At 71.0% G+C, this 18,759-nt stretch carries 18 protein-coding genes; 8 read left to right on the top strand and 10 right to left on the bottom strand.

From position 1 onward, the window contains the following. Nucleotides 1-21: 21 nt before the first annotated feature. Nucleotides 22-510, bottom strand: a complete 489-nt coding sequence (locus tag IPK71_31825; GenBank protein ID MBK8218343.1) for a hypothetical protein — start codon at nucleotides 508-510, stop codon at nucleotides 22-24. Nucleotides 511-768: 258 nt separating this feature from the next. On the opposite strand from IPK71_31825, the gene IPK71_31820 reads away from it, so the two are divergent. Continuing rightward, nucleotides 769-1,731 (top strand): diguanylate cyclase, encoded by a 963-nt coding sequence (locus IPK71_31820; GenBank protein ID MBK8218342.1) that lies wholly within the window; start codon nucleotides 769-771, stop codon nucleotides 1,729-1,731. A gap of 86 nt (nucleotides 1,732-1,817) precedes the next feature. Next, the gene (locus IPK71_31815) at nucleotides 1,818-3,743 is read left to right on the top strand and encodes an ATP-dependent DNA helicase RecQ (protein MBK8218341.1); all 1,926 of its coding nucleotides are present in this window, start codon (nucleotides 1,818-1,820) and stop codon (nucleotides 3,741-3,743) included. A 16-nt stretch (nucleotides 3,744-3,759) separates the two neighbouring features. Here IPK71_31815 and IPK71_31810 read toward each other — a convergent pair whose 3' ends face one another. The 6 genes from IPK71_31810 to IPK71_31785 form a co-directional block, all read right to left on the bottom strand. After that, nucleotides 3,760-4,836 carry a hypothetical protein gene (locus IPK71_31810; GenBank protein MBK8218340.1) on the bottom strand — a complete coding sequence of 359 codons (1,077 nt, stop codon included), beginning with the start codon at nucleotides 4,834-4,836 and terminating at the stop codon, nucleotides 3,760-3,762. Nucleotides 4,837-4,909: 73 nt separating this feature from the next. After that, nucleotides 4,910-6,352: an NADH:flavin oxidoreductase gene (locus tag IPK71_31805; GenBank protein ID MBK8218339.1), complete on the bottom strand. Its 1,443-nt coding sequence runs from the start codon at nucleotides 6,350-6,352 to the stop codon at nucleotides 4,910-4,912. After that, entirely contained in the window at nucleotides 6,349-7,494 is a 1,146-nt protein-coding gene (locus IPK71_31800) for an acyl-CoA dehydrogenase family protein (protein MBK8218338.1), read from the bottom strand. Before IPK71_31800 ends, IPK71_31805 begins: the two co-directional genes overlap by 4 nt. Continuing rightward, nucleotides 7,491-8,318, bottom strand: coding sequence for an enoyl-CoA hydratase family protein (locus IPK71_31795; GenBank protein MBK8218337.1), 828 nt, complete (start codon nucleotides 8,316-8,318; stop codon nucleotides 7,491-7,493). The genes IPK71_31800 and IPK71_31795 overlap by 4 nt, the downstream gene beginning before the upstream one ends. Nucleotides 8,319-8,338: 20 nt before the next feature. After that, complete coding sequence (locus IPK71_31790; GenBank protein MBK8218336.1) at nucleotides 8,339-8,737, bottom strand: RidA family protein; 399 nt, start codon at nucleotides 8,735-8,737, stop codon at nucleotides 8,339-8,341. A gap of 140 nt (nucleotides 8,738-8,877) precedes the next feature. Further along, the gene (locus tag IPK71_31785; GenBank protein MBK8218335.1) at nucleotides 8,878-9,876 is read right to left on the bottom strand and encodes a threonylcarbamoyl-AMP synthase; all 999 of its coding nucleotides are present in this window, start codon (nucleotides 9,874-9,876) and stop codon (nucleotides 8,878-8,880) included. Nucleotides 9,877-10,000: 124 nt separating this feature from the next. On the opposite strand from IPK71_31785, the gene IPK71_31780 reads away from it, so the two are divergent. The 3 genes from IPK71_31780 to IPK71_31770 all read left to right on the top strand — a co-directional run bounded on the left by IPK71_31780 (nucleotide 10,001) and on the right by IPK71_31770 (nucleotide 12,809). After that, nucleotides 10,001-10,678, top strand: a complete 678-nt coding sequence (locus IPK71_31780) for a hypothetical protein (protein MBK8218334.1) — start codon at nucleotides 10,001-10,003, stop codon at nucleotides 10,676-10,678. Between the two features lie 98 nt (nucleotides 10,679-10,776). Then, nucleotides 10,777-11,262 carry an SRPBCC family protein gene (locus IPK71_31775; GenBank protein MBK8218333.1) on the top strand — a complete coding sequence of 162 codons (486 nt, stop codon included), beginning with the start codon at nucleotides 10,777-10,779 and terminating at the stop codon, nucleotides 11,260-11,262. Between the two features lie 56 nt (nucleotides 11,263-11,318). Then, nucleotides 11,319-12,809, top strand: coding sequence for a hypothetical protein (locus IPK71_31770; protein MBK8218332.1), 1,491 nt, complete (start codon nucleotides 11,319-11,321; stop codon nucleotides 12,807-12,809). Nucleotides 12,810-12,903: 94 nt separating this feature from the next. Here the strand turns inward: IPK71_31770 and IPK71_31765 are convergent, their stop codons facing one another. After that, nucleotides 12,904-13,587: a hypothetical protein gene (locus IPK71_31765; GenBank protein MBK8218331.1), complete on the bottom strand. Its 684-nt coding sequence runs from the start codon at nucleotides 13,585-13,587 to the stop codon at nucleotides 12,904-12,906. A gap of 507 nt (nucleotides 13,588-14,094) precedes the next feature. Here IPK71_31765 and IPK71_31760 point away from each other — a divergent pair. Further along, nucleotides 14,095-15,129, top strand: a complete 1,035-nt coding sequence (locus IPK71_31760; protein ID MBK8218330.1) for an adenylate/guanylate cyclase domain-containing protein — start codon at nucleotides 14,095-14,097, stop codon at nucleotides 15,127-15,129. Between the two features lie 94 nt (nucleotides 15,130-15,223). Here the strand turns inward: IPK71_31760 and IPK71_31755 are convergent, their stop codons facing one another. Then, entirely contained in the window at nucleotides 15,224-15,751 is a 528-nt protein-coding gene (locus tag IPK71_31755) for a hypothetical protein (GenBank protein ID MBK8218329.1), read from the bottom strand. An 87-nt stretch (nucleotides 15,752-15,838) separates the two neighbouring features. Between IPK71_31755 and IPK71_31750 the strand changes: the two genes are divergently transcribed. Both IPK71_31750 and IPK71_31745 read left to right on the top strand, forming a co-directional pair. Next, nucleotides 15,839-16,591 (top strand): TSUP family transporter, encoded by a 753-nt coding sequence (locus IPK71_31750; protein ID MBK8218328.1) that lies wholly within the window; start codon nucleotides 15,839-15,841, stop codon nucleotides 16,589-16,591. Nucleotides 16,592-16,620: 29 nt separating this feature from the next. Continuing rightward, nucleotides 16,621-17,424 (top strand): peptidylprolyl isomerase, encoded by an 804-nt coding sequence (locus tag IPK71_31745; GenBank protein MBK8218327.1) that lies wholly within the window; start codon nucleotides 16,621-16,623, stop codon nucleotides 17,422-17,424. A gap of 9 nt (nucleotides 17,425-17,433) precedes the next feature. Here IPK71_31745 and IPK71_31740 read toward each other — a convergent pair whose 3' ends face one another. Beyond that, a complete protein-coding gene (locus IPK71_31740) occupies nucleotides 17,434-18,726 on the bottom strand; it encodes a hypothetical protein (GenBank protein ID MBK8218326.1) in 1,293 nt (430 codons plus the stop codon). Nucleotides 18,727-18,759 lie beyond the last annotated feature (33 nt).

Below are 18,759 nucleotides of genomic sequence, written 5' to 3'. Positions count from 1 at the left end.
GCGATCTCCGAGAGATCAGGCCTAGCTGGACGACGTCCTGGCGCTCCGTGGAGGTCGCCTCGGGGGCGCGCTCGGGGGCCCTTCGGGCAGCACGATCGCACGCGACCTCGGCGAGGGGCCGACGAAGGCCGGGGCCATGACGAACGCCGGGGTCGGCACGCCTATGTCGAGGGCCACCGTGTCACGCGCCGCCGCTTCCACGTCCCCACACTGGCCACGCAGCACGTCCTCCCCGAAGCCCGGCTCCTCGAGATCGGGGAAACACTTAGGGCACGCACACGACGCGTGACCGTGCCGCACGTCGCAGTGGCAGACGTGCGGAGGAGGGCCCGCCACGACGCGCGCGAGGGCCGGCATGGCGAAGGAGAGCGCCATCGGCACGATCGCGACGACGACGACGAGACGCGCGATCCACGAGGCCGCGACGGCTCGCCGTAGCTGCCGGAGAGGCCCACGGATCCCCCGCTCGAGGGACCTCCGGACCGAGGCCGAGCACGACACGCGACTCACGGCTCCACAGTGGCCGCCTCCTCGGCGCAGGTCAAGCGCGCCAACGGCCCATCGTTGGCACAAGAAGTGACTTAAGTGCTTGAAATGACGAACGATTGTCGTTCTGTTCGCCGGGGGCGTGCAATCGGTGCGGGGGTCGCGAACGTGCTGCGTGGAGCGCTTCGGTCGCGTGCTCGACCATCGAGAATCCGAGGAGGCACACGATGTGCACCTCGTCTGGCCGTGGTCTCTCTCGAGGGTGAATCTTCGGCCAACGGCATGTCCGCCGTGCCCGACTATGCCGCGGCGCGGCTCGACGTGCTCGTCGTGGACGACGACCGCGCCACGCGCGAGGGGCTCGCCGCGGCCGTGCGCTCGTTCGGTCACTCGTGCCGCAGCGCGTGCGATGCCGACGAAGCGCTCGCGAAGCTCGCCGTGCACCCGGCCGACGTCGTCATCAGCGACTGGGAGATGCCGGGTATCAGCGGGCCGGAGCTCTGCGCGAAGGTCCGCAGCGCGGGGGACGACGCGCCCTACACCTACTTCATCATCTTCACGAGCCATCACGATCGCGCTCACCTTCTCGCGGGCATGCGCGCCGGCGCGGACGACTTCCAGCGAAAGCCCGTCGATCTCGACGAGCTCGAAGCTCGCCTCTTGTCCGCGGCGCGGGTCGTGAGGCTCCATCGCCGACTCGCGACGCGCGCCGAGACGCTCCGTCACGACAGCACACGCTTCTTCGCGGCGTCGCGCACCGACGCGCTCACCGGGGCCGGAAATCGCCTCCGCCTGAACGACGAGCTCGAGGGGCTCATCTCGCGGGCGCAGCGGTACGGCCACAAGTGCTCCCTCGCGATCTGCGACATCGACTACTTCAAGGCCTTCAACGACGCGCTCGGGCACGTCGCCGGCGACGACGCCCTCCGGTCCGTCGCCGAAGCCATGCGGACGAACCTGCGCTCGTCGGACGCGCTCTTTCGCTACGGCGGAGAGGAGTTCGTGGTGATCCTCCCCGAGCAGCCCCTCGCGGACGCGTCGAGGGTCATGGAACGCATGCGGATCGCGGTCGAGCGCCTCGCGCTCCCTTCGCCGAAGACCTCGGGGCCGCTCACCGTGAGCTCGGGAGTGGCCGAGATCGACCCGCTCCGCGACACGACCCCGGCCGCGTTCGTCGCGCGCGCCGACAAGGCCCTCTACGCCGCCAAAAACGCGGGTCGAAACACGGTTCGTGTCGCCGAGTGAGCGCGAGCGAGCCCTCCACGAAGGTCGATCTCCGTGGGCTCTCGCACGTTGAAGGTTCCTCCTTCCGCCTGTAGGGTGCGCCGCCCATGGACCTGCGAGCGCCCGAGCCGAGCGAGCGGCACGACGACCCGCGCCTCGTGCGCGCGCGGGCGGCGCTCGGCGACGTGTTCGGCCTCCGGGAGTTCCGCCCCTGGCAGTGGGAGACCATCGAGTCGCTCTTGGTGGGCCGCGGTCGCGCGCTCCTCGTCGCTCCCACGGGCGGTGGAAAGTCGCTCACGTACCAGCTCCCGGCCACCGTGCTCGACGGCATGACGCTCGTGGTCTCGCCGCTCGTCGCCCTCATGGAGGACCAGGTCCGCAGCTTGGTCGCGCGCGGCATCTCGGCCACCTACTTGTCGGCCACGCTCGACGCGGACGAGCGGCGGCGGCGTGAAGAGGGCCTCTCCGCGGGCGAGTACAAGCTCGTGTTCGTGGCGCCCGAGCGGCTCGCCTCGGGGGCGTTCCTCGCCCGGTTGGCGCGCGCGCGCGTCGAGCTCGTCGCGGTCGACGAGGCCCACTGCATCGCGCAGTGGGGCCACGATTTTCGCCCCGACTACCTCCGTGTGGGGGATCTCCTCGGCATGCTCTCGCCGTCGCGTGTGCTCGCGTGCACGGCGACCGCGACCCCGCTCGTGCGCAAGGAGATCGCCTCGCGCCTCGGCTTCACCGACTACGACGAGGTGCTGCGAGGGTTCGCGCGGCCGAACCTCCACCTGCGCGCGCGCACGATCGACGGCCCGAAAGAGGCCCGCGAGCGTGTGCTCGGCGCGCTCCGGGACGCTCTCTCCGGGCCGAGGTCCCCCAAAGGCGCCGCCATCGTCTACGCGGCGACGCGCAAGTCGGCCGAGCGCTGGAACGAGCTCCTCGTCGGCGAGGGATACGCCTCGGCCGCGTACCACGCCGGGCTCGAAGGCGAGACGCGCGCGAAGGTGTCGGCCGGGTTCTCCTCGGGGCGCCTCGCCGTCGTCGTCGCGACCAACGCGTTCGGCATGGGCATCGACCGCCCCGACATCCGCTGCGTCGTGCACGCACAACCCCCTACCTCGGTGGAGGCGTACTACCAAGAGGTGGGGCGCGCAGGGCGCGACGGCGACGAGGCCCACGGGCTGCTTTTGTGCTCGTCCGCCGACATTGCCGTTCGAAGGCGGCTCGTCGCTCTCGACCCCACCGGCGAGGGCGACGCGGAGGCGGCGCGGCGGGCCTGGGCCCAGTTCCGCGAGGTGCTTACGTACATCGACGCAGGCTCGTGCCGGCACGACTTCATCCTTCGCTACTTCGGCGACGAGGGAGAGACGCTCGGCGGCTGCGGCCACTGCGACGTGTGCGAGCGGCTCGATGCGGGCGAGGGAGAGGCGCTCGCGCGCGAAGAGGCCGACCTCGTCATGAAGAAGGCGCTCTCGGGTGTGGCTCGCGCGAAGCAGCGCGCCGGCCTCGGGGCGATCGTGTCGATGCTCGTCGGCCACGACGACGCGCGGGTGCAGAGGTTCGGGTTCCACGATCTCTCCACGTTCGGCCTCTTTCGCGGCGAAGATCCGGCGTGGGTGCTCTCGGTGCTGCGCGTGGGGCTCGCGGCCGGCTTCCTCGATTTGACCCCCACCGAGCACCCCGTGCCGTTCATCACGCGAGAGGGCTGGGATGCCCTGCGCGCCAAGGAGCCCCTGCGTGTCGTCGTGCCCGCGCGAGAGACGGCGCAGAGGCGGGGCCGCACCGGGGGCACGGCACGCAAACCCTCGCGAACGGTCGAGATCGCGGAGGACGATCGCACGACGTTCGAGCGCTTGCGTGCGCTCCGCTCCGAGCTCGCGCGCGGAAAGAACGTGCCCGCGTACGTGGTCGCGAAGGACACGACCCTCGCCGAGATCGCCAAGAGGCGCCCCTCGTCCCTCGCCGAGCTCGGGCTCGTCGACGGGTTCGGTCCGAGCCGCCTCGACGCCTACGGCGAGTCCTTCTTGCGTGCCCTGCGCGAGGCCTGACGGGCGCGGCACCCGTTCAGTCGAGCGCTTGAACGGCCCGAATTTGTGAGAGATTCAGGGTACTTCCAAGGGTGATTCGCACGGCGTCGAGGCCGCCGCCGACGCTCGGCACGTAGCGGTTCGGGTTCGTCGGATCGGCCACGTTCTCGTTCGCCGAATTGCCGATGACGAGCGCGCTGTCGCGGTTCGGAGAAGGGGTGAAGGAGCGGCCCGCGTACGCTACGCACCCGTCGAGCGTCGCCTCTCCGAGAGGGCCCTGAGCGCCGCGGTAGAAACACGCCTGCCCCGTGGCCCCGTCGTACGTGACGGCGAGGAAGCGCCACGCACCGGGCGCGAGGAAGGGCGTCGCCGAGCCGACGTGAGTCGAGCCTGCGGCCGTCACGAGCTCGCCCATGCCGAAGCGGACCTCGTTCGTGTTCGAGCGGGCGATCTCGAAGAGGGGCGTGGCGCCACGGACCGTCGAGAACGACACGATGGTGGCCGTGCCCGCCGTGACCTCGGGCTTCACCCACGCGGACAACGTGAGCTTCGTGACAGGGGACGCCGTGACGGCGGCCTGCGCCGCATCGACCTTGACCCACCCGCGTGTGTTCGGCGCGATGCGCACGGAGCCAGGGTTCGTCGCGGGGCCGGGGAGGCCGAGGGGCGCGTCGCTCTGGGCCGCGGCGTTCGTGGGCACCCCGGGCAAGGTGGCGTTCGCGTCGTTCACGAAGCGCCCTCCGACGAGACCGGAGAACCGAAAGATGAACGTGGCCGGCGGAACGACCACAGTTCCTCCGTCGCTCGCGTCGGGTCGCGCGTCGGCCGCATCCCCCGCATCCCCCGCGTCGGGTCGTGCGTCGGCCGCATCGCCCGCGTCGCTCGCGTCAGCCGCCCCGGCCTCCGCGTCAGGGAGCGCCGCGTCAGGGAGCGCCGCGTCGGGCTCGACCGGGGGGGTGGCGTCTCGGAGGGGGGGGCGAGTGGTCGCGGTCGCGGTCCCCGAAGGCGCTGGGCTCGCGTCGAGCGGGCCGTCGTCGGGCTCGGTCGACAACGTGAGCCCGCACGCCACGAGGAGGAGCGCCGAACCCACGAAGACCCACCGGAGCTTGTTCACGCGATGGACATAGCAGCTTCGGCCCTCGTGACGAGGGGTCTCGGCGCGAACGGTGCGCGGCGGCACCCCGAGGTCAGTCCGAGGGGACCCGGACGGTGACCGTGGCCGACAGCGGTCCGCGGTTGCCCGCGAGATCGAACGGCCTCACCGCGTACCGCACGACCGCACCGGGGAGCACGCGCGAGTCCTCGAAGCGCTGCGATTTTTCGCGGACCGTCGCCACGTGGAGGAGGAGCCCCCCGTCGCCCTCGCCACGAAGGACCTCGTACCCGTAGAGCCCCTCGGGGTCGAGCGCCTTCTCCCACCGCACGATCACGCGGCCGTCCTTGTGCTCGGCGCGGAGCGCGTCGCCCTGCGGGCTCCAGGTGGGGGGCGTGCGGTCGGTGCTCTCCGGGGCCTGGCCCGCGCCCTTCGGCCAGAGGGTGCAGTCGACCCTTCGGAAGCTCTCGTCGAGGGCCTTGCATACGTTTCCGTACAGGCATCGAACGACCCGATCTTCCTCCCCTTTCTGCCACTTCGTGGGGAGGTCGGGGTCGGCGAGCAGCGCCCGCGCGAGGCCCACGAGATCGGCGCTCCCTTCGGCGAGCACGCTCTCGGCGAAGGCCTTCGTCGCGATCTTGCCGGCGGCCACGACCGGGGTCGCGAGGCCGTGGGCGCGGAGCTCGGCGCGCACGTGACGAGGGATGCCGAGGTTCGCGCCCTCGGGGTACTGCGCCCCAGGCATGCACCTGTCGCCGGAGTACCCCGTGTACGGGTAGGGCGGCTCGCCCTCGATCTTGCGCGCGTCCTCGAACTTTCCGCCCGCCGAGAGCGAGACGATGTCGGCGCCTTCGCGCGCGAGCGCCACGGCGATGGGCCCCGCGTCTTTCACGGTGTAGCCACCTCGGATGAACTCGTCTCCGACGAAGCGCAGCCCGACCGGGAAGTCGTCTCCGACGGAGGCACGCACCGCGCGGAGGACCCGCCTCGGCAGCCGCAGGCGGTTCTCGAGCGAGCCACCGTACGCGTCCTTCCGAGGGTTCTTGAGCGAGAGGAACGACGACAGCGTGTAGGCGTGCGCCATGTGGAGCTCGACGCCGTCGAACCCCGCGCGACGGGCGCGCACGGCCGCGCGGGCGAAGGCGTCGACGATGGCGTCGATCTCGTCGTGCGAGAGCATGTCCACGGTCTGCCGGTAGCCCGACCTCGCCACCTTCAAGAAGTGGATGATCTGCGGGAAAACCAGGCCGGGGCCCGCGTCGTGGCAGGCGCTCGCGAGATCCTGGAGGCCGGGCAAGAACGCGTCGTCGGAGATGCGGAGGAGCGGGCCGCTCTTCGCCGTGTGCACCGCCATGGCCTCGACCACCACGAGCCCGACGCCGCCCTTCGCGAACCGCGCGTACCGGGCGCGTACGTCGGCGTTCACGTGCCCGTCCTCGCCCGAGAGGCGCGTGACCATCGCGGGGAGCACGAGCCGATTCGGGAGCGTCTTGCCCGAACGGAGCGGGAGCGGCTCGAAGAGCGAAGGCGCGCTCACGGCTTCGCGAGGGCCGCGCCCAAGATGAGCTTCTGGATCTCGCTCGTGCCCTCGTAGATGCGCAGCGGGCGCACGTCGCGGTAGAGCTGCTCGACCACGGAGCCCTCGACCACGCCGCTCCCCCCGTGGAGCTGCACCGCGCGATCGATGACGAGCTGCGCGCTCTCCGTGGCCTCGAGCTTGGCCATGGCCACGAAGAGGCTCGCGTCGGCGTGGCCCGTGTCCTTCGCGTGCGCGGCGCGGTAGACGAGGAGGCGCGCCGCCTCGAGCTTGGTCCACATCTCGGCGAGGGCGGCCTGCGTGAGCTGGAAGTCGACGAGGCGTTTGCCGAACTGGGTACGGCTCCGCACGTGGGCGAGCGTCTCGTCGAGGGCGCGCCTCGCCATGCCACACGCCGCGGCGCCGACCGAGGTGCGGAACACGTCGAGCGTGCCGAGCGCGAGCCTGAGCCCCTGGCCCTTCTCGCCGATCATGCGCTCTGCCTTGCACCGTGTGAGGACGAGGCGCCCGAGCGGGTGGCCCCCGCCCACGGGCACGCTCACGAGCTCGAGCCCGGCCTCGCGCGCGGAGACCAGGAACGCCGAGATGCCCTTCTTGCCCGCGGCCGGATCGGCGTTGGCGAACACGACGTAGTGGTGCGCGAGCCCGACGTTCGAGATGTAGATCTTCTCGCCCGTCAGGTAGTACGCGCCGCCCTCTTCTTCGGCGACCGTGCGCATCGAGGCGACGTCGCTCCCGGCCTCGGGCTCGGTGAGGGCGAACGCGCACACCCGCTCACCCTTCGCGACCTCGCGCAAGATCGCGTCTCGACCCGGGAAATCGCCGCCGAGCACGAGCGGGTACGAGCCGAGGCCCTGCACGGCGAAGATGCTGTCGGCGAGGGGGCTGCGGTAGGCAAGGGCCTCGCGCACGAGGCAGAGCGCGCGTACGTCGAGCGTGTCGGGGCGGCCCGTGGGGGAGGGGGCGCCGCCGAGCGCTTCGGGCACCACGTGGGCGAAGAGGCCTTGCCGCACGAGCTTCGCGACCGCGCCGAACGGATCGTGGCTCGTCGGCGTGTGCTCGGCGACGCGTGAGGGCAGCTCCTCGGCGAGCTTCACGAGCCCCTCTTCGGGGAGAAACGCGGGGATCCCGAGCGAGCTCATGGCTTCGCCGAGAAGGGGCGCGTGGACCCTTGGAAGAAGGTGGGCTCCTTCTTGACCCACGCGTCGTACGCGGCGCGAAAGTCGGGGTGCTGCATGCAGATGGCCTGAGCCTGGGCCTCGGCCTCGATCGCCTGGTCGAGCGTCATGCCGACCTCGCTCTCGAGCATCTGCTTCGTCATCGCGTGGGCGAAGGCGGGGCCGCTCGCGAGGCGCTCCGCGAGCTTGACCGAGGCCGCGAGGCACTCGGCTTGGGGGACGACCTTCGAAACGAGCCCGATCCTTTGGGCCTCGTCGGCGAGCACGATGTCTCCCAAGAAGAGCAGCTCGCTCGCCCGGCCGAGACCCACGATGCGTGGGAGCAGGTAGGCGGCGCCCATGTCGGCGCCCGAGAGCCCGACCTTCGGGAAAATGAAGCCGAATTTGGCCGTGTCGGCGGCGACGCGGAAGTCGGCCGCGAGGGCCATGACGGCGCCGGCGCCCACGCACGTCCCGTTCACCGCGGCGACGAGCGGCTTCCGGAGGGCGCGCATGTTGCGGATGAGCGCGCCCGTGACCCGCGTGAACTCGAGCAGACCCTGCATGTCGCGGGCGAAGAGCTCGCCGATGATGTCCTCGACGTCTCCGCCGGAGCAGAAGGCGCGCCCCGTGCCGGTGAGCACCACGGCGCGCACGTCGCGCTCGTGGTCGAGGGCCGCGAAGAAGTCCGTGAGCTCGCGGTAGATCGCGAAGGTGAGCGAGTTCAGCGTGTCGGGCCGGTTCAGCGTGATGGTCGCGACGCCGGTCTCGGGGGCGAGGGAGTAGAGGAATCCTTCGGGGGTACGCATGGTGGGCTCTCGCGCTCGGGCTACTCGGGGAGGACGGCGACGCCTTCGATCTCGACCATGGCGCCGGGCTCGAGCAGCCCCGCGACCTTGACGAGGCTCATGGCCGGATAGTGCTTGCCGAGGCGCGAGCGCCAGCCCTCTCCGATCTCACGGGTGGCGTTGCGGTAGGCGTCGAGGTCGGTCACGAAGACGAGCATCTTCACGATGTGCTCGGTGCCCCCGCCGGCCTCGCGGACGACCGCGATGAAGTTGTCGAGCGCCTGGAGGAACTGGGTGCCGAAGTCGGCGCTGACGAGGCGCGCGTTCCCGTCCCATGCGATCTGGCCCGACACGTACAGCGTGCGCCCTTGAGCGACGATGCCGTGGGCGTAACCTCGGGGCTTCGGGAAACCATGCGGTGTGACGGGCGTGTGCGACATTCGACCTCCGGGGCCCCCGCAGGCGCCGGGGCACGTTCGACGCCGAACCTTAGCAAGCTCGCGGGCCTCCGCGGGGCCGGTCGATACCCACGGCCCTGATTTTGTAAATGCCCGAAACTGTGGCGAAATTCGCCCGGGTTTTAGGCGATGTGGGACGCCCGCGCGAGCCTGTCGCGCACGGCGTCGAACGCGGGGTCGTCGGGGAGGCGCTCGACCACGATGGTCGCCACTTCGTCGTCGAGGCGGTGGAGCGCGGCGAAGAGGCCGTGGGCGTACCCTTCGGCGTCGTCGGGGAGGCGCTCGACCTTCACACCGTCGCGCGCATCGAACGGCCCGAGCACGAGCACGCCCACGGGGCGGCCTCTCTCGGCTTCGTGGCGTACGGCCGCGGCGAGGGCCTGGCGCTCCACGAGGACGAGGCGTGCGCGCGGGGCGTAGTGTTTCGGATCGAGCCCGGGCGACGCACGGAGCTCGTCCCGCGAGGGCGCGCTCGGCTCGGCGAGGGCCGCGTGAGGGCAGACGCGGCGGAGCATCTCGAGGGAGAGCGCGCCCTGCCGGAGCACGCGCGGAGTGTCCGAGCGGACGTCGACGACGGTGGACTCGATCCCCTCGCGGCACGGCCCCCCGTCGAGGACGAGGCGAACCTCGGCTCCGAGCGAGCGGACGACGTGCTCGGCGCGCGTGGGGCTCAGCGACTGGAAACGGTTCGCGCTCGGGGCGGCGAGCGGCTCCCCGAGGGCACGAAGGAGCGCGAGCGCCGCAGGGTGGCGCGGAACACGGAGCGCGACCGAGTCGGAGCCCCCCGTGAGCTCGGGCGGCACGTGAGCCGCACGCTCCACGACGAGGGTGAGGGGCCCGGGCCAGAACGCCTCGGCGAGCGCGACACCGGCGGCCCCGAGGCTCCCGCCGCGACTGAGCTCGCGAGCCTCGTCGGCCGAGGGCACGTGGGCGATGAGGGGATGCGACGCCGGACGACCTTTGGCCGCGAAGATGCGAGCGACGTGCGCCGGGTCGAGCGCGCGACCTCCGAGCCCGTAGACCGTCTCGGTCGGGAACGCGACGAGCTCGCCTTCACGCAAGAGCGCGACGGCCTCGGCGATCGAGGACGGGGCCTTGGCGGGGAGCACTCTCGGGACCATACGTCTTCGATAGTCTACCCCGGGAGCGAGCGCGAGCCCGGCCGTCGTCCGGGGAGGCAAGACCACCAGCGCGAGCGCAACGGGACGCTCGACAGGCGGGGCCGACCTCGGTACGCCTCGAGCCATGGAAAAGACGCCCGAGCCGCTCCTCGGTACGTTCGCCGTGCTCCAAGCCCTCTCCGGGTTCGTCCCGGTGCCCTTGCTCGACGGCGTGATTTCGCGCCAGATCGCCCGGCGCATGGTCGAGACGGTGGCGGGCACCCACGGGATCCGCCTCCCCCAAGAGGAGATCAAGCTCTTCGCGAGCGAGCCCGACGAGGGCTTCTTCGCTTTCGTGAAAGGGGCGGCCAAGGCGGTGTTGCTCTTCCCGCTCAAGCTGCTCTTCAAGGCCGTGTTCCTCGTGCTCGACGCCAAGGAGACGACGGAGCTCGTCGGGCGCTGGTACGCGCGGAGCGTCGCCCTCGACGTGGTCTTCGGTGAGGGGCACTACCTCGTGCACGGCGCGGCGAAGGTCGCTCCCGTGGTCGAGGCGGCGCTCGCCCAGGTCGACACCCGGCCTCTCGCGCGCGGGAGCGACGCGGCGTGGAAAGCCCTCCGCGCGAAGGGCCCGGACGTCCTCGGGGCCATCCTCGGCGCGTTCCGAAAGGAACGTGACGACGAGGCGAGCGTCCACGCGCGCCCGCTCGGGGAGGCCTACGCCGAGGGGATCGCCGCCGACCGTGAAGGCCTCCGAAACGCCCTCCGCGCCGCGATCGAAGCGAGCCTCGGCGCGCCCCCGCCCGCGCCGGCAGCCACCGGCTGAGCGTGCCGCGGAGCCTTCTGCGTGAGGGAGTGCCTCGACCCGGCCTCGGGGCTCCCTCGCCGTGACGGCGGGCCTCGCCTGGTGTAGGGCGTGGGGAGATGAAGCACACGCTCCGCACCATCGACGACTCCTTCTTCGACACCGCGCCGATCGTCGTCCACGCCCACGTCGACGTGGATGCTTCTGCGCCGGCGGTCTTCGAGGCGCTCGGGAGCGACCGCATGTGGTCGTGGTTCCCCGGCATCGACAGGCTCGTGTGGCTCACCCCTCGTCCCCACGAGGCGGGCTGCGTGCGCAGGCTGCGCGTGGCGCGCGCGATCGAGGTCGAGGAGGAGTTTTACCGCTGGGACGAGAACGAGCGCGCGACGTTCCGCGTGACCCGCGCCGATCGGCCGTGGCTCCGTGCCCTCGCCGAGGACTTCCGCCTCTCCGCGCACGGCTCGGGGACGCGTCTCACGTGGACGATGGCCATCGAGCCCGCCGCGTCCGTGCCCGCCGCGTTCGGGGCCCTCGCGCCGCTCCTACGGCCCGGAAATGCCCGTATCCTTTCGGGAATTCGCGGTATCGTCCGCCGCCCCGGGTGAGCCTACCGGGCGCGCTCGTCGCCCCTCGGGCGCTGTCGTCTGCTACGTTCCACGGCATGACGCGTGTGCGCTCTTCCTTCGCGTGGGTTTCGGTCGGGCTCTCGCTCGTTTCGTTCGGAGGCCTGGCCGGCGGGTGCTCGGCGCTCCGCGAGGGGGAGCTCTCGAGCGACGCAGGTGTCGACGGGACCGTGCTCCCCGATGGGGCGATCGTCCCGACGCTCCCCGACGGAGCACCCGACCTGGACGCGGCCAAAGAAGACGGAGACGTGCCCGCGGTCGACAGCGGGGGAGACGCGGCGAGCGAGACGGCGGGGCTCAAGGTCGAGTCGATCACGGTCGGCGACAACGTGGCGTGCGTGGTCTTCGAGGGGGGCATCTTGCGCTGCTGGGGCGACTACCGCCTCGCCGGAGGTGGCGGGACGAGCACCCCCAAACCGAGCCCCATCCCGATTCGCGCCGAGGACGGCGGTGGGTTTTTGCGTGGCGTCGCCGAGGTGCACGCCTCGTACCGCCACGCGTGTGCGCGCCTCCTCGACGGGACGTACGCGTGTTGGGGCTTCAACAACGAGTACCAGCTCGGGGACTTCACCCGCGACTCGTCTCCGAGCCAGGATCGGACGGCCTTCGCGCGCATCGTGAAGGATGCCCTCACGGCCGGCGCGCTCAAAGGGCCCGTGCAACGGTCGGGTGTGGGCCGCGTCTCGGCTGGTGCGCTCTATTCGGCCGCCATCGGCGATCTGGGCCGCGTCTATACCTGGGGTTATGTGAGCGGTGGTGACAACCTTGGCCTCGGTCGCGGCACCCCGCCGATGGCCGAGGCCATCACGCCACGCCCCGTGCTCGCGGCGCTCCAGAGCCCGCTCCCCGAGGTCGATCAGCTCGTCAACGCGCGCATCGTGAGCCTCGGGCGCACCCATGGTTGCGCCCTCGTCGAGCCCGGCAACGTGGTGTGCTGGGGAGACAACGGCTCGGGGAAGCTCGGGATCGGCAACGCGACCTCCGTCACCGACGGTCGGCCGAGAAAGACGCTGGTCCCCGACGTCCTTCCCCTCACGCGCCTCGCGGTCGGGGACACGTCGGCGTGCGCCGTGACGGGCGCCGAGCGCGTGCGCTGCTGGGGGCAGAACAACGTCGGTCAGGCCGGTCGCGAGCCGGTCGGCGGCACCCAGACCGACATCTCGTTCGACGTGCAAATCGCCGGAGGCGCGGCCCTCGCCCAGGTGGCGGACGTCGGGGTCGGAGACGGCTACGCGTGCGCGCTCCAGAAGCCCGCGGCCGGCGGCAAGGTCTACTGCTGGGGTACGAGCACGGGCTCGGTGCTCGGAGACGGCTCGCTCACGGCCCGGGGCGTCGCTGCTCCCGTCGCCTCCCAGCTCAGCCCCACCAAGGTCGATCTCCAGGGCGTGCGGCTGCTCGCCGTGGGCGAATCGAGCGCGTGCGTCGTCCTCGGCGATCGGGACGTTCGCTGTTGGGGCGCGGGCCCGATCGGCGAGCGTGGTCGTTCCTCGTCGACGAGCACCATCCCGCGCCCCGTCGACGACCTCTGACCTTCGAAGCGGCGACGCGGAACATACGAAAAGGGCCCACGATTTCCGTCGTGAGCCCTCCGTGCTGACGCGAGTCGACGTGCGACGGTGTGTGTCAGTTCATCGAGGTGAACGACGCGCCGAGCTTGGCGAGGGCGCCGGTCGCCATCCCCGGGATGCTCGTGACCTTCGACTGCGCGTCGCTGATCGACTTGGACACGTCGGCCTGAACCTTCTGCACGCTCGAGATCTCGCCCTGCGCCTTCGCCTTGCCCTCGGCGCTCGTGAAGGGGTTCGACACCGCGAAGGTCGCCTTGGACGTGACCTCGGTGGCGAGCACCGGAACGCGGGCCGTCGCGGAGACGCACTTCTTCGTGAGCGCCGCGACCTTCTCGGGCGTGGCCTTGAGCTCGGCGACCACGAGGGAGAGCTTCTTGAGCGTGGCCTCGATCTCGGCCTTCGCCTCGGCGCTCACGTCGCCGTTGACCTTGACCTCGACCTTGCCGTTGTCGAACGTGGCCTTGCTCATCGCCGCCATGTCCGCGGCGCTGATGTGGTGCTTCTTGGGGAGGGCGCCGATCTCGTCGGCGATCTTCTGAGCGTCGTCGATGGGCTTCGTGAGCGCCTCGACGTCCTTCGTGAGGTCCTCGGGGATCGCCTTGAGCTCGTCCATCGCCGAGAGCTCCACCTTCGCCGAGCTCACCTTCGTTTGCCCGGCGCCACCGCCGCAGCCCGTCGCCGTGGCGACGAAGAGACCCAGGCCGACCGACACCATGACGAGCTTCACGTAGGAGCGCATGACACTTACCTCATCGAGAGAAGAAGGATAGGAACCACCGAGGATGCGTGGCCGGCCGAAGCGCCGCCCGCGTCCCATTCCGGTCTCTTCCTACGAGGCGCCTTTCCGGCATCTTCCTTCGTCGTTCGTCGATTTCTCCGTGCGACGAGGGCGGCCGGGGAGGGGAGGGCGGGAGCGACGGCGGGGCTTGTACCCAAGCTCGCGAGGTCATGAGGGAATCGGCGTTTCGAACGGCCCTTGGTGCCGCGCGCACCGCCCCCGAAAAATGCCTCTTTGACTCGCCCCCCTTGCCGATCGAACATGCCCGCGATGCTCTCTCTGCTTCGAACATGGTCGTCCCTCGGCATAACGACCGAGGCGCCGGGAGAGCAGCGCCGGATCCGGCTCACGAACCAGAGCGCGCTGCTCGGTACGCTGAGCTGCGGGAGCTTCGCCCTGGGGTATGCCGTGGCGGACGCCCGGGTCTTCTTCGCCCCGCTTCTGGCGAACGTGATCGCGGTCGCCTTCATGATCGTGGCGCTCTTTCTGTCGAAGCGGGGGCTCTTCACGCTCGCGAAGGTCGCCGTGCTCGTGCCGGTCAACACCGTGGTGCTCGTGGCCTCGGCTCTGCTCGGCGGGCGCGTGGGGTTCGTGTACTACATGGTGCTCTTCGCGGCCGTCGCGTTCCTCGTGTTCTCCGAAAAGGAGCGCGCCGGGCGCTATGGCCTCGCGGGGCTCAGCACGCTCTTCTCGGTGTACATGCTCGTGGCCGCGCCGCCGCCGAGCGAGCTCGTGAAGGTGATCCCGATGCGTGTGCTCGTCGGCCTCGACGTGTCGAGCGCGCTGGCCGTCATCGCGACGCTCTGCTTCATCGTGCACCTTTTCACGGGCGACACCCAGCGCGCCGAGGACAAGCTCGCCGAGGAGCACGCCCGCTCCGAACGCCTCCTCCTCAACATCCTCCCGGGCGCGATCTCCGAGCGCCTCAAGGAGAAGGGCGAGCCCATCGCCGACGGCTTCGCGGACGTGACCGTGCTCTTCGCGGACATCGTCGGCTTCACCGAGCTCTCGGAGAAGCTCACACCCGCCGCCCTCGTGGACATGTTGAACCGCACGTTCAGCGCGTTCGACGACCTCGCCGAGCGGCTGGGGGTCGAGAAGATCAAGACCATCGGCGACTGTTACATGGTGGCCGCCGGGCTCCCGTCGGCCCAGCCCGATCACGCCGAGCGCGTCGCCGCGATGGCGCTCGGCATGCGCGACGCCCTCGAGCGCATCAACCGCGAAGGCGGCTACTCCCTGCGCCTCCGCATCGGGATGCACTCGGGGCCGGTCGTGGCCGGCGTGATCGGCAAGAGAAAGTTCATTTACGACTTGTGGGGTGACACCGTGAACACGGCGAGCCGCATGGAATCGAGCGGCTCCCCCGGCGAGATCCAGGTGACACGCGCCGCATTCGAGAAGCTCCGGGACGGCTTCGACCTCGAAGCTCGCGGGGTCATCAAGGTGAAGGGCAAGGGCGAGATGGAGACGTTCCTCCTCAAGGGGCCGAAGGCCGCCTGAGCCGCCCGAAGCCCGCGCGGTTCGCGTGGCTCGCCCGTGAACGGCGCGAGGCCCGACCGTGCCGACGATCGGGCCTCGGGCTCGGGCGCGCAGGTCAATCGTTGCGGGCGCCGGCGGCGATCCAGTCCGATACGAGCTTGGCTTTGTCGGCGGGTAGCTTCGCGCCGCCGAGGGGCATCGGGTTGCCGCACCCGGCCGAGTGGTCGATCTTCGTGAAGAGGAGGCTCGCGCCCGGCGCGCCGCCCGTGACACGCGTCTTGCCGGTGCAGCTCGTCGACGTGCCCCCTTGCCCAGCGGCCTTGTCGACGAGGTTCGTGTAGGCTGTCGCCTTCGAGCTCATGTCGAGCCCGGTCGCATGTCCGGTCGTGTGGCATCCGGTGCAGGCGCCCTGGAGCACGTTCGCGTAGACGTTCGTGAACGTGGGCGCGACGCTCGCGTCGGCGGGGGTGCTCGAGTCGGGCGTGGTGGTTCCGGAGTCGGTCGGCGTGGTGCTGGAGTCGGGCGTGGTGGCGCCGGAGTCGGCCGTTCCGCCGTCACCGGTCGTGTCCGGATCACTCGAGCAAGCCGCGAGCACGATGCCGGCGGCGACGAACGGGGCGAAAGGAAGGATGGATTTGATCATGCAAGGCCTCCACGCGGGAGCGTAGCATCGAGACGCGCGGAGGACGTGCCCCTCTCGGGCCTCGCGCGTACGGTGCCGCGTTCCGTCATGACGACCCTCGCCCTCGCCCTCGTCGTCCTCGTTGCGTTCGTCGTCGAGGCGGCGGCGGGCTTCGGAGGCACGGTCGTCTCGGTCTCGCTCGGCGCGCAGCTCCTCCCCGTCGACGACGTGCTCGTCCGGTTCCTCCCTGCGAACCTGGTCCTCTCGCTCGTCATGGTGGCGCGCACCTACCGGCTCGTCGAGAAGCGCGTGCTCTTCGGGAGGATCGTGCCGTTCATGGGGGCGGGGATGGTCGCGGGTGGGCTCGTCGCCCGTGTCGCGAGCCCGGGAATCGTCAAGGTCGTCTTCGCCGCGTTCGTCCTCGCGCTCGCCGCGCGAGAGCTTCGAGCGGCCTCGAGCCCGTCCGCTGCCGCACCCTCGGAGCCCGGGCGCCCCGCGCAGGTCGCCGCGCTCACGATTGCCGGTATTCTGCATGGAATGTTCGCGTGTGGGGGCCCGATGTGCGTGTGGGTGGTAGGGCGCGCGCTGCCCGAGAAGGGCGCGTTCCGCGCGACGCTGTCGGCGCTGTGGGTCGTGTTGAACGGTGTCCTCGTCGTCTCCTATGCAGCCACCGGCAAGCTCACGGGGCCCTCTCTGCGTGACTCGGCCGTCTTGCTCGTGCCGGTCGTGCTCGGCCTCGTCGTGGGCGAGCGTGTTCACGCGAGGCTCTCCCCCGAGCGCTTTCGTGTCGCCGTGTTCGGCCTCCTCGCGGTCTCGTCGCTCGTCTTGCTCGTCCGGTCGCTTCTCGCGGGGCTCGGGTGAGCGGAGCGACGCTGCTAAGGTGCGCGCCGATGCGACCTGCCATCGTCTCTCTCTCCGTCTTCTCTTGCGTGAGCGCGCTCTCCGTCGTGCTCCTCGCGGCGTGCGAGCCCCCTCGTGTCGAGAGCGTCGTCCTCGCGCCGCCCCCTGCGCCTCGCGCCCTCGTCGAGGCCCCCGCGCCGGCCAAGGTCGCTGCCCCGCCCCCGCGCACCCCCCGCCCACCCTCCGAGGCGGAGCTCCGTACCCGCGAGCGCATCGTCCCGTCGCCCGACGACCCGCTCGGCGGCAAATTCTTCCTCGCCGACGCCACGCAAGGGCTCACCGGGAACGGCCCTCTCGTCGCCACGTTGACCACGCGCCACGGCGATCTGCGGTGCGAGCTCTACGAGGATCGTGCCCCGGTGACGGTGGCGAGCTTCGTAGGCCTCGCCCGGGGCCTGCGACCGTTCAAGGATCCGTCGAGCGGCACGTGGGTCACGCGCCCGCTCTACGACGGGACGATCTTCCACCGCATCATCCCGGGGTTCATGATCCAAGGGGGGGATCCCAAGGGGAACGGGACGGGAGAGCCCGGCTTCGTGCTTCCCGACGAGCTCTGGCCCGGCGCCAAACACGATCGCGCGGGGCTCTTGTGCATGGCGAACCGCGGGGCCGACACGAACGGCGCTCAGTTCTTCGTGACCGACGCGTCGGCGCCGCACCTCGACAAGGGCTACACGATCTTCGGCGAGTGTGGGCCCGTGTCCGTGGTGCACGCCATCGCCAACGAGCCGGTCCACGGAGAGCGCCCGGTGACGCCGATCGTCATCGAGCGCGTCACGATCACCGCCGAGTGACGGCCTTCGTCAGTGGGCCGTCGCGCGGGAAGACGCCCGAGCGATGCTGTCGTCGTGCGTGGGCTCGGGGGCGTCGCCGAAGCCGAAATTAATGAGCGCCGTCCACGGCAGCACGCCGTCGTTCGCGTGGTTCACGAGCCCGATCTGGAGGCCCCGGAGCTTCTCCGCGTGGTTCACGAGCCCGACCTGGACGCCGGTCACCTCGGTGGCCACGTTGACGACGCCGAGCTGCGCGCCCGCGGTGGACTTGGCGTACGCGAGGGCTCCGATCTGGAGCCCCGTGTGCTCGCGCATCGCCATCGCGGCGAGGCCGATCTGGCTCCCGTACGAAGACTTCTCGGACACGACCGACGCGCCGACCTGCGCGAGCCCACGGAACGTCTCGGCTTCGCTCCGCGCGCCGATCTGGGCGAGCCCGGTGAACGTGCGCCCCGTGTACGCGCCCAAGCCGAGCTGCACGAGGCCGTCGAAGTCGCCGCTCGTGCTGGTCATGAGGCCCACCTGCGCGGCGCCCGCGAAGCCGTCCTTGCTCGAGCCGTAACCGTAGATTTCACGCCCCGTGGCCGCGAGCCCTCCGAGCTGCACGAGCCCGGTGAAGCCGCCGCGCGCGTGGTTCACGAGCCCGAGCTCGGCGAGCCCCGTGAAGCCATGATCGACGCGGTTGTACCCGCCGACCTGCGCGACCCCGAGAAACTCCGAGGAGCGGTTGTACCCGGCGGCCTGCGCGAGGCCCACGAAGTCCCCGGCGCGGTTGTAGGCGAGGGTGGTCTGGAGAAGGCCGCGCATGGTGCGGGCCCGGTTCTCGGTGAGGCTCACCTGCGCGATGCCCGCGAAGGTGTCGGCGAGGTTCCGACCGAGGGCGAGCTGGAGCGCGCCAGCGTGGGTGCCGGCGTCGTTGCGCACGAGGGCCAGCGAGAAGGCGCCATAAAAACGTTCGGTGCGGGACTGGGCCACGGCGAGGGTGGCGATGCCTCCGAAGGTGCCGAGCGTCGGGCGGAGACCGCCGTAGAGCACGGCCCAGTCTCGCGGAGGATCGGTCGCGAGCTCGGGCGTCGAGCGCGATGGGACGAGGTCGAGGCGCTGGGGCTGGGGCGGGCTCTCGGGCTCGTCGCTCGGCTCGGGCGGAGTCGCGCGGTTCGTCTCCGGGCGTGGTCTCGCCGTGGGGGCGTCGACCGGGGCGATGGGCGAGGCCGCCTGTGCGGGGCGCGTGCCGAAGTCGTCGGCGTGGGCGGTGCCGGTGAGGGCGAGGAGGGAAGCGAAGGAGGCCGTGCCGACGAGGAGGGAGCGGGTGAGGGCGAGCATCGTGGGCTCCGAACGGGCGCTCGCTCCCGGCCT

This window comes from Myxococcales bacterium (genome assembly GCA_016712525.1).
GTDB lineage: Bacteria > Myxococcota_A > Polyangia > Polyangiales > Polyangiaceae > JAAFHV01.
This window is presented reverse-complemented; position numbering and strand designations above follow the sequence as displayed.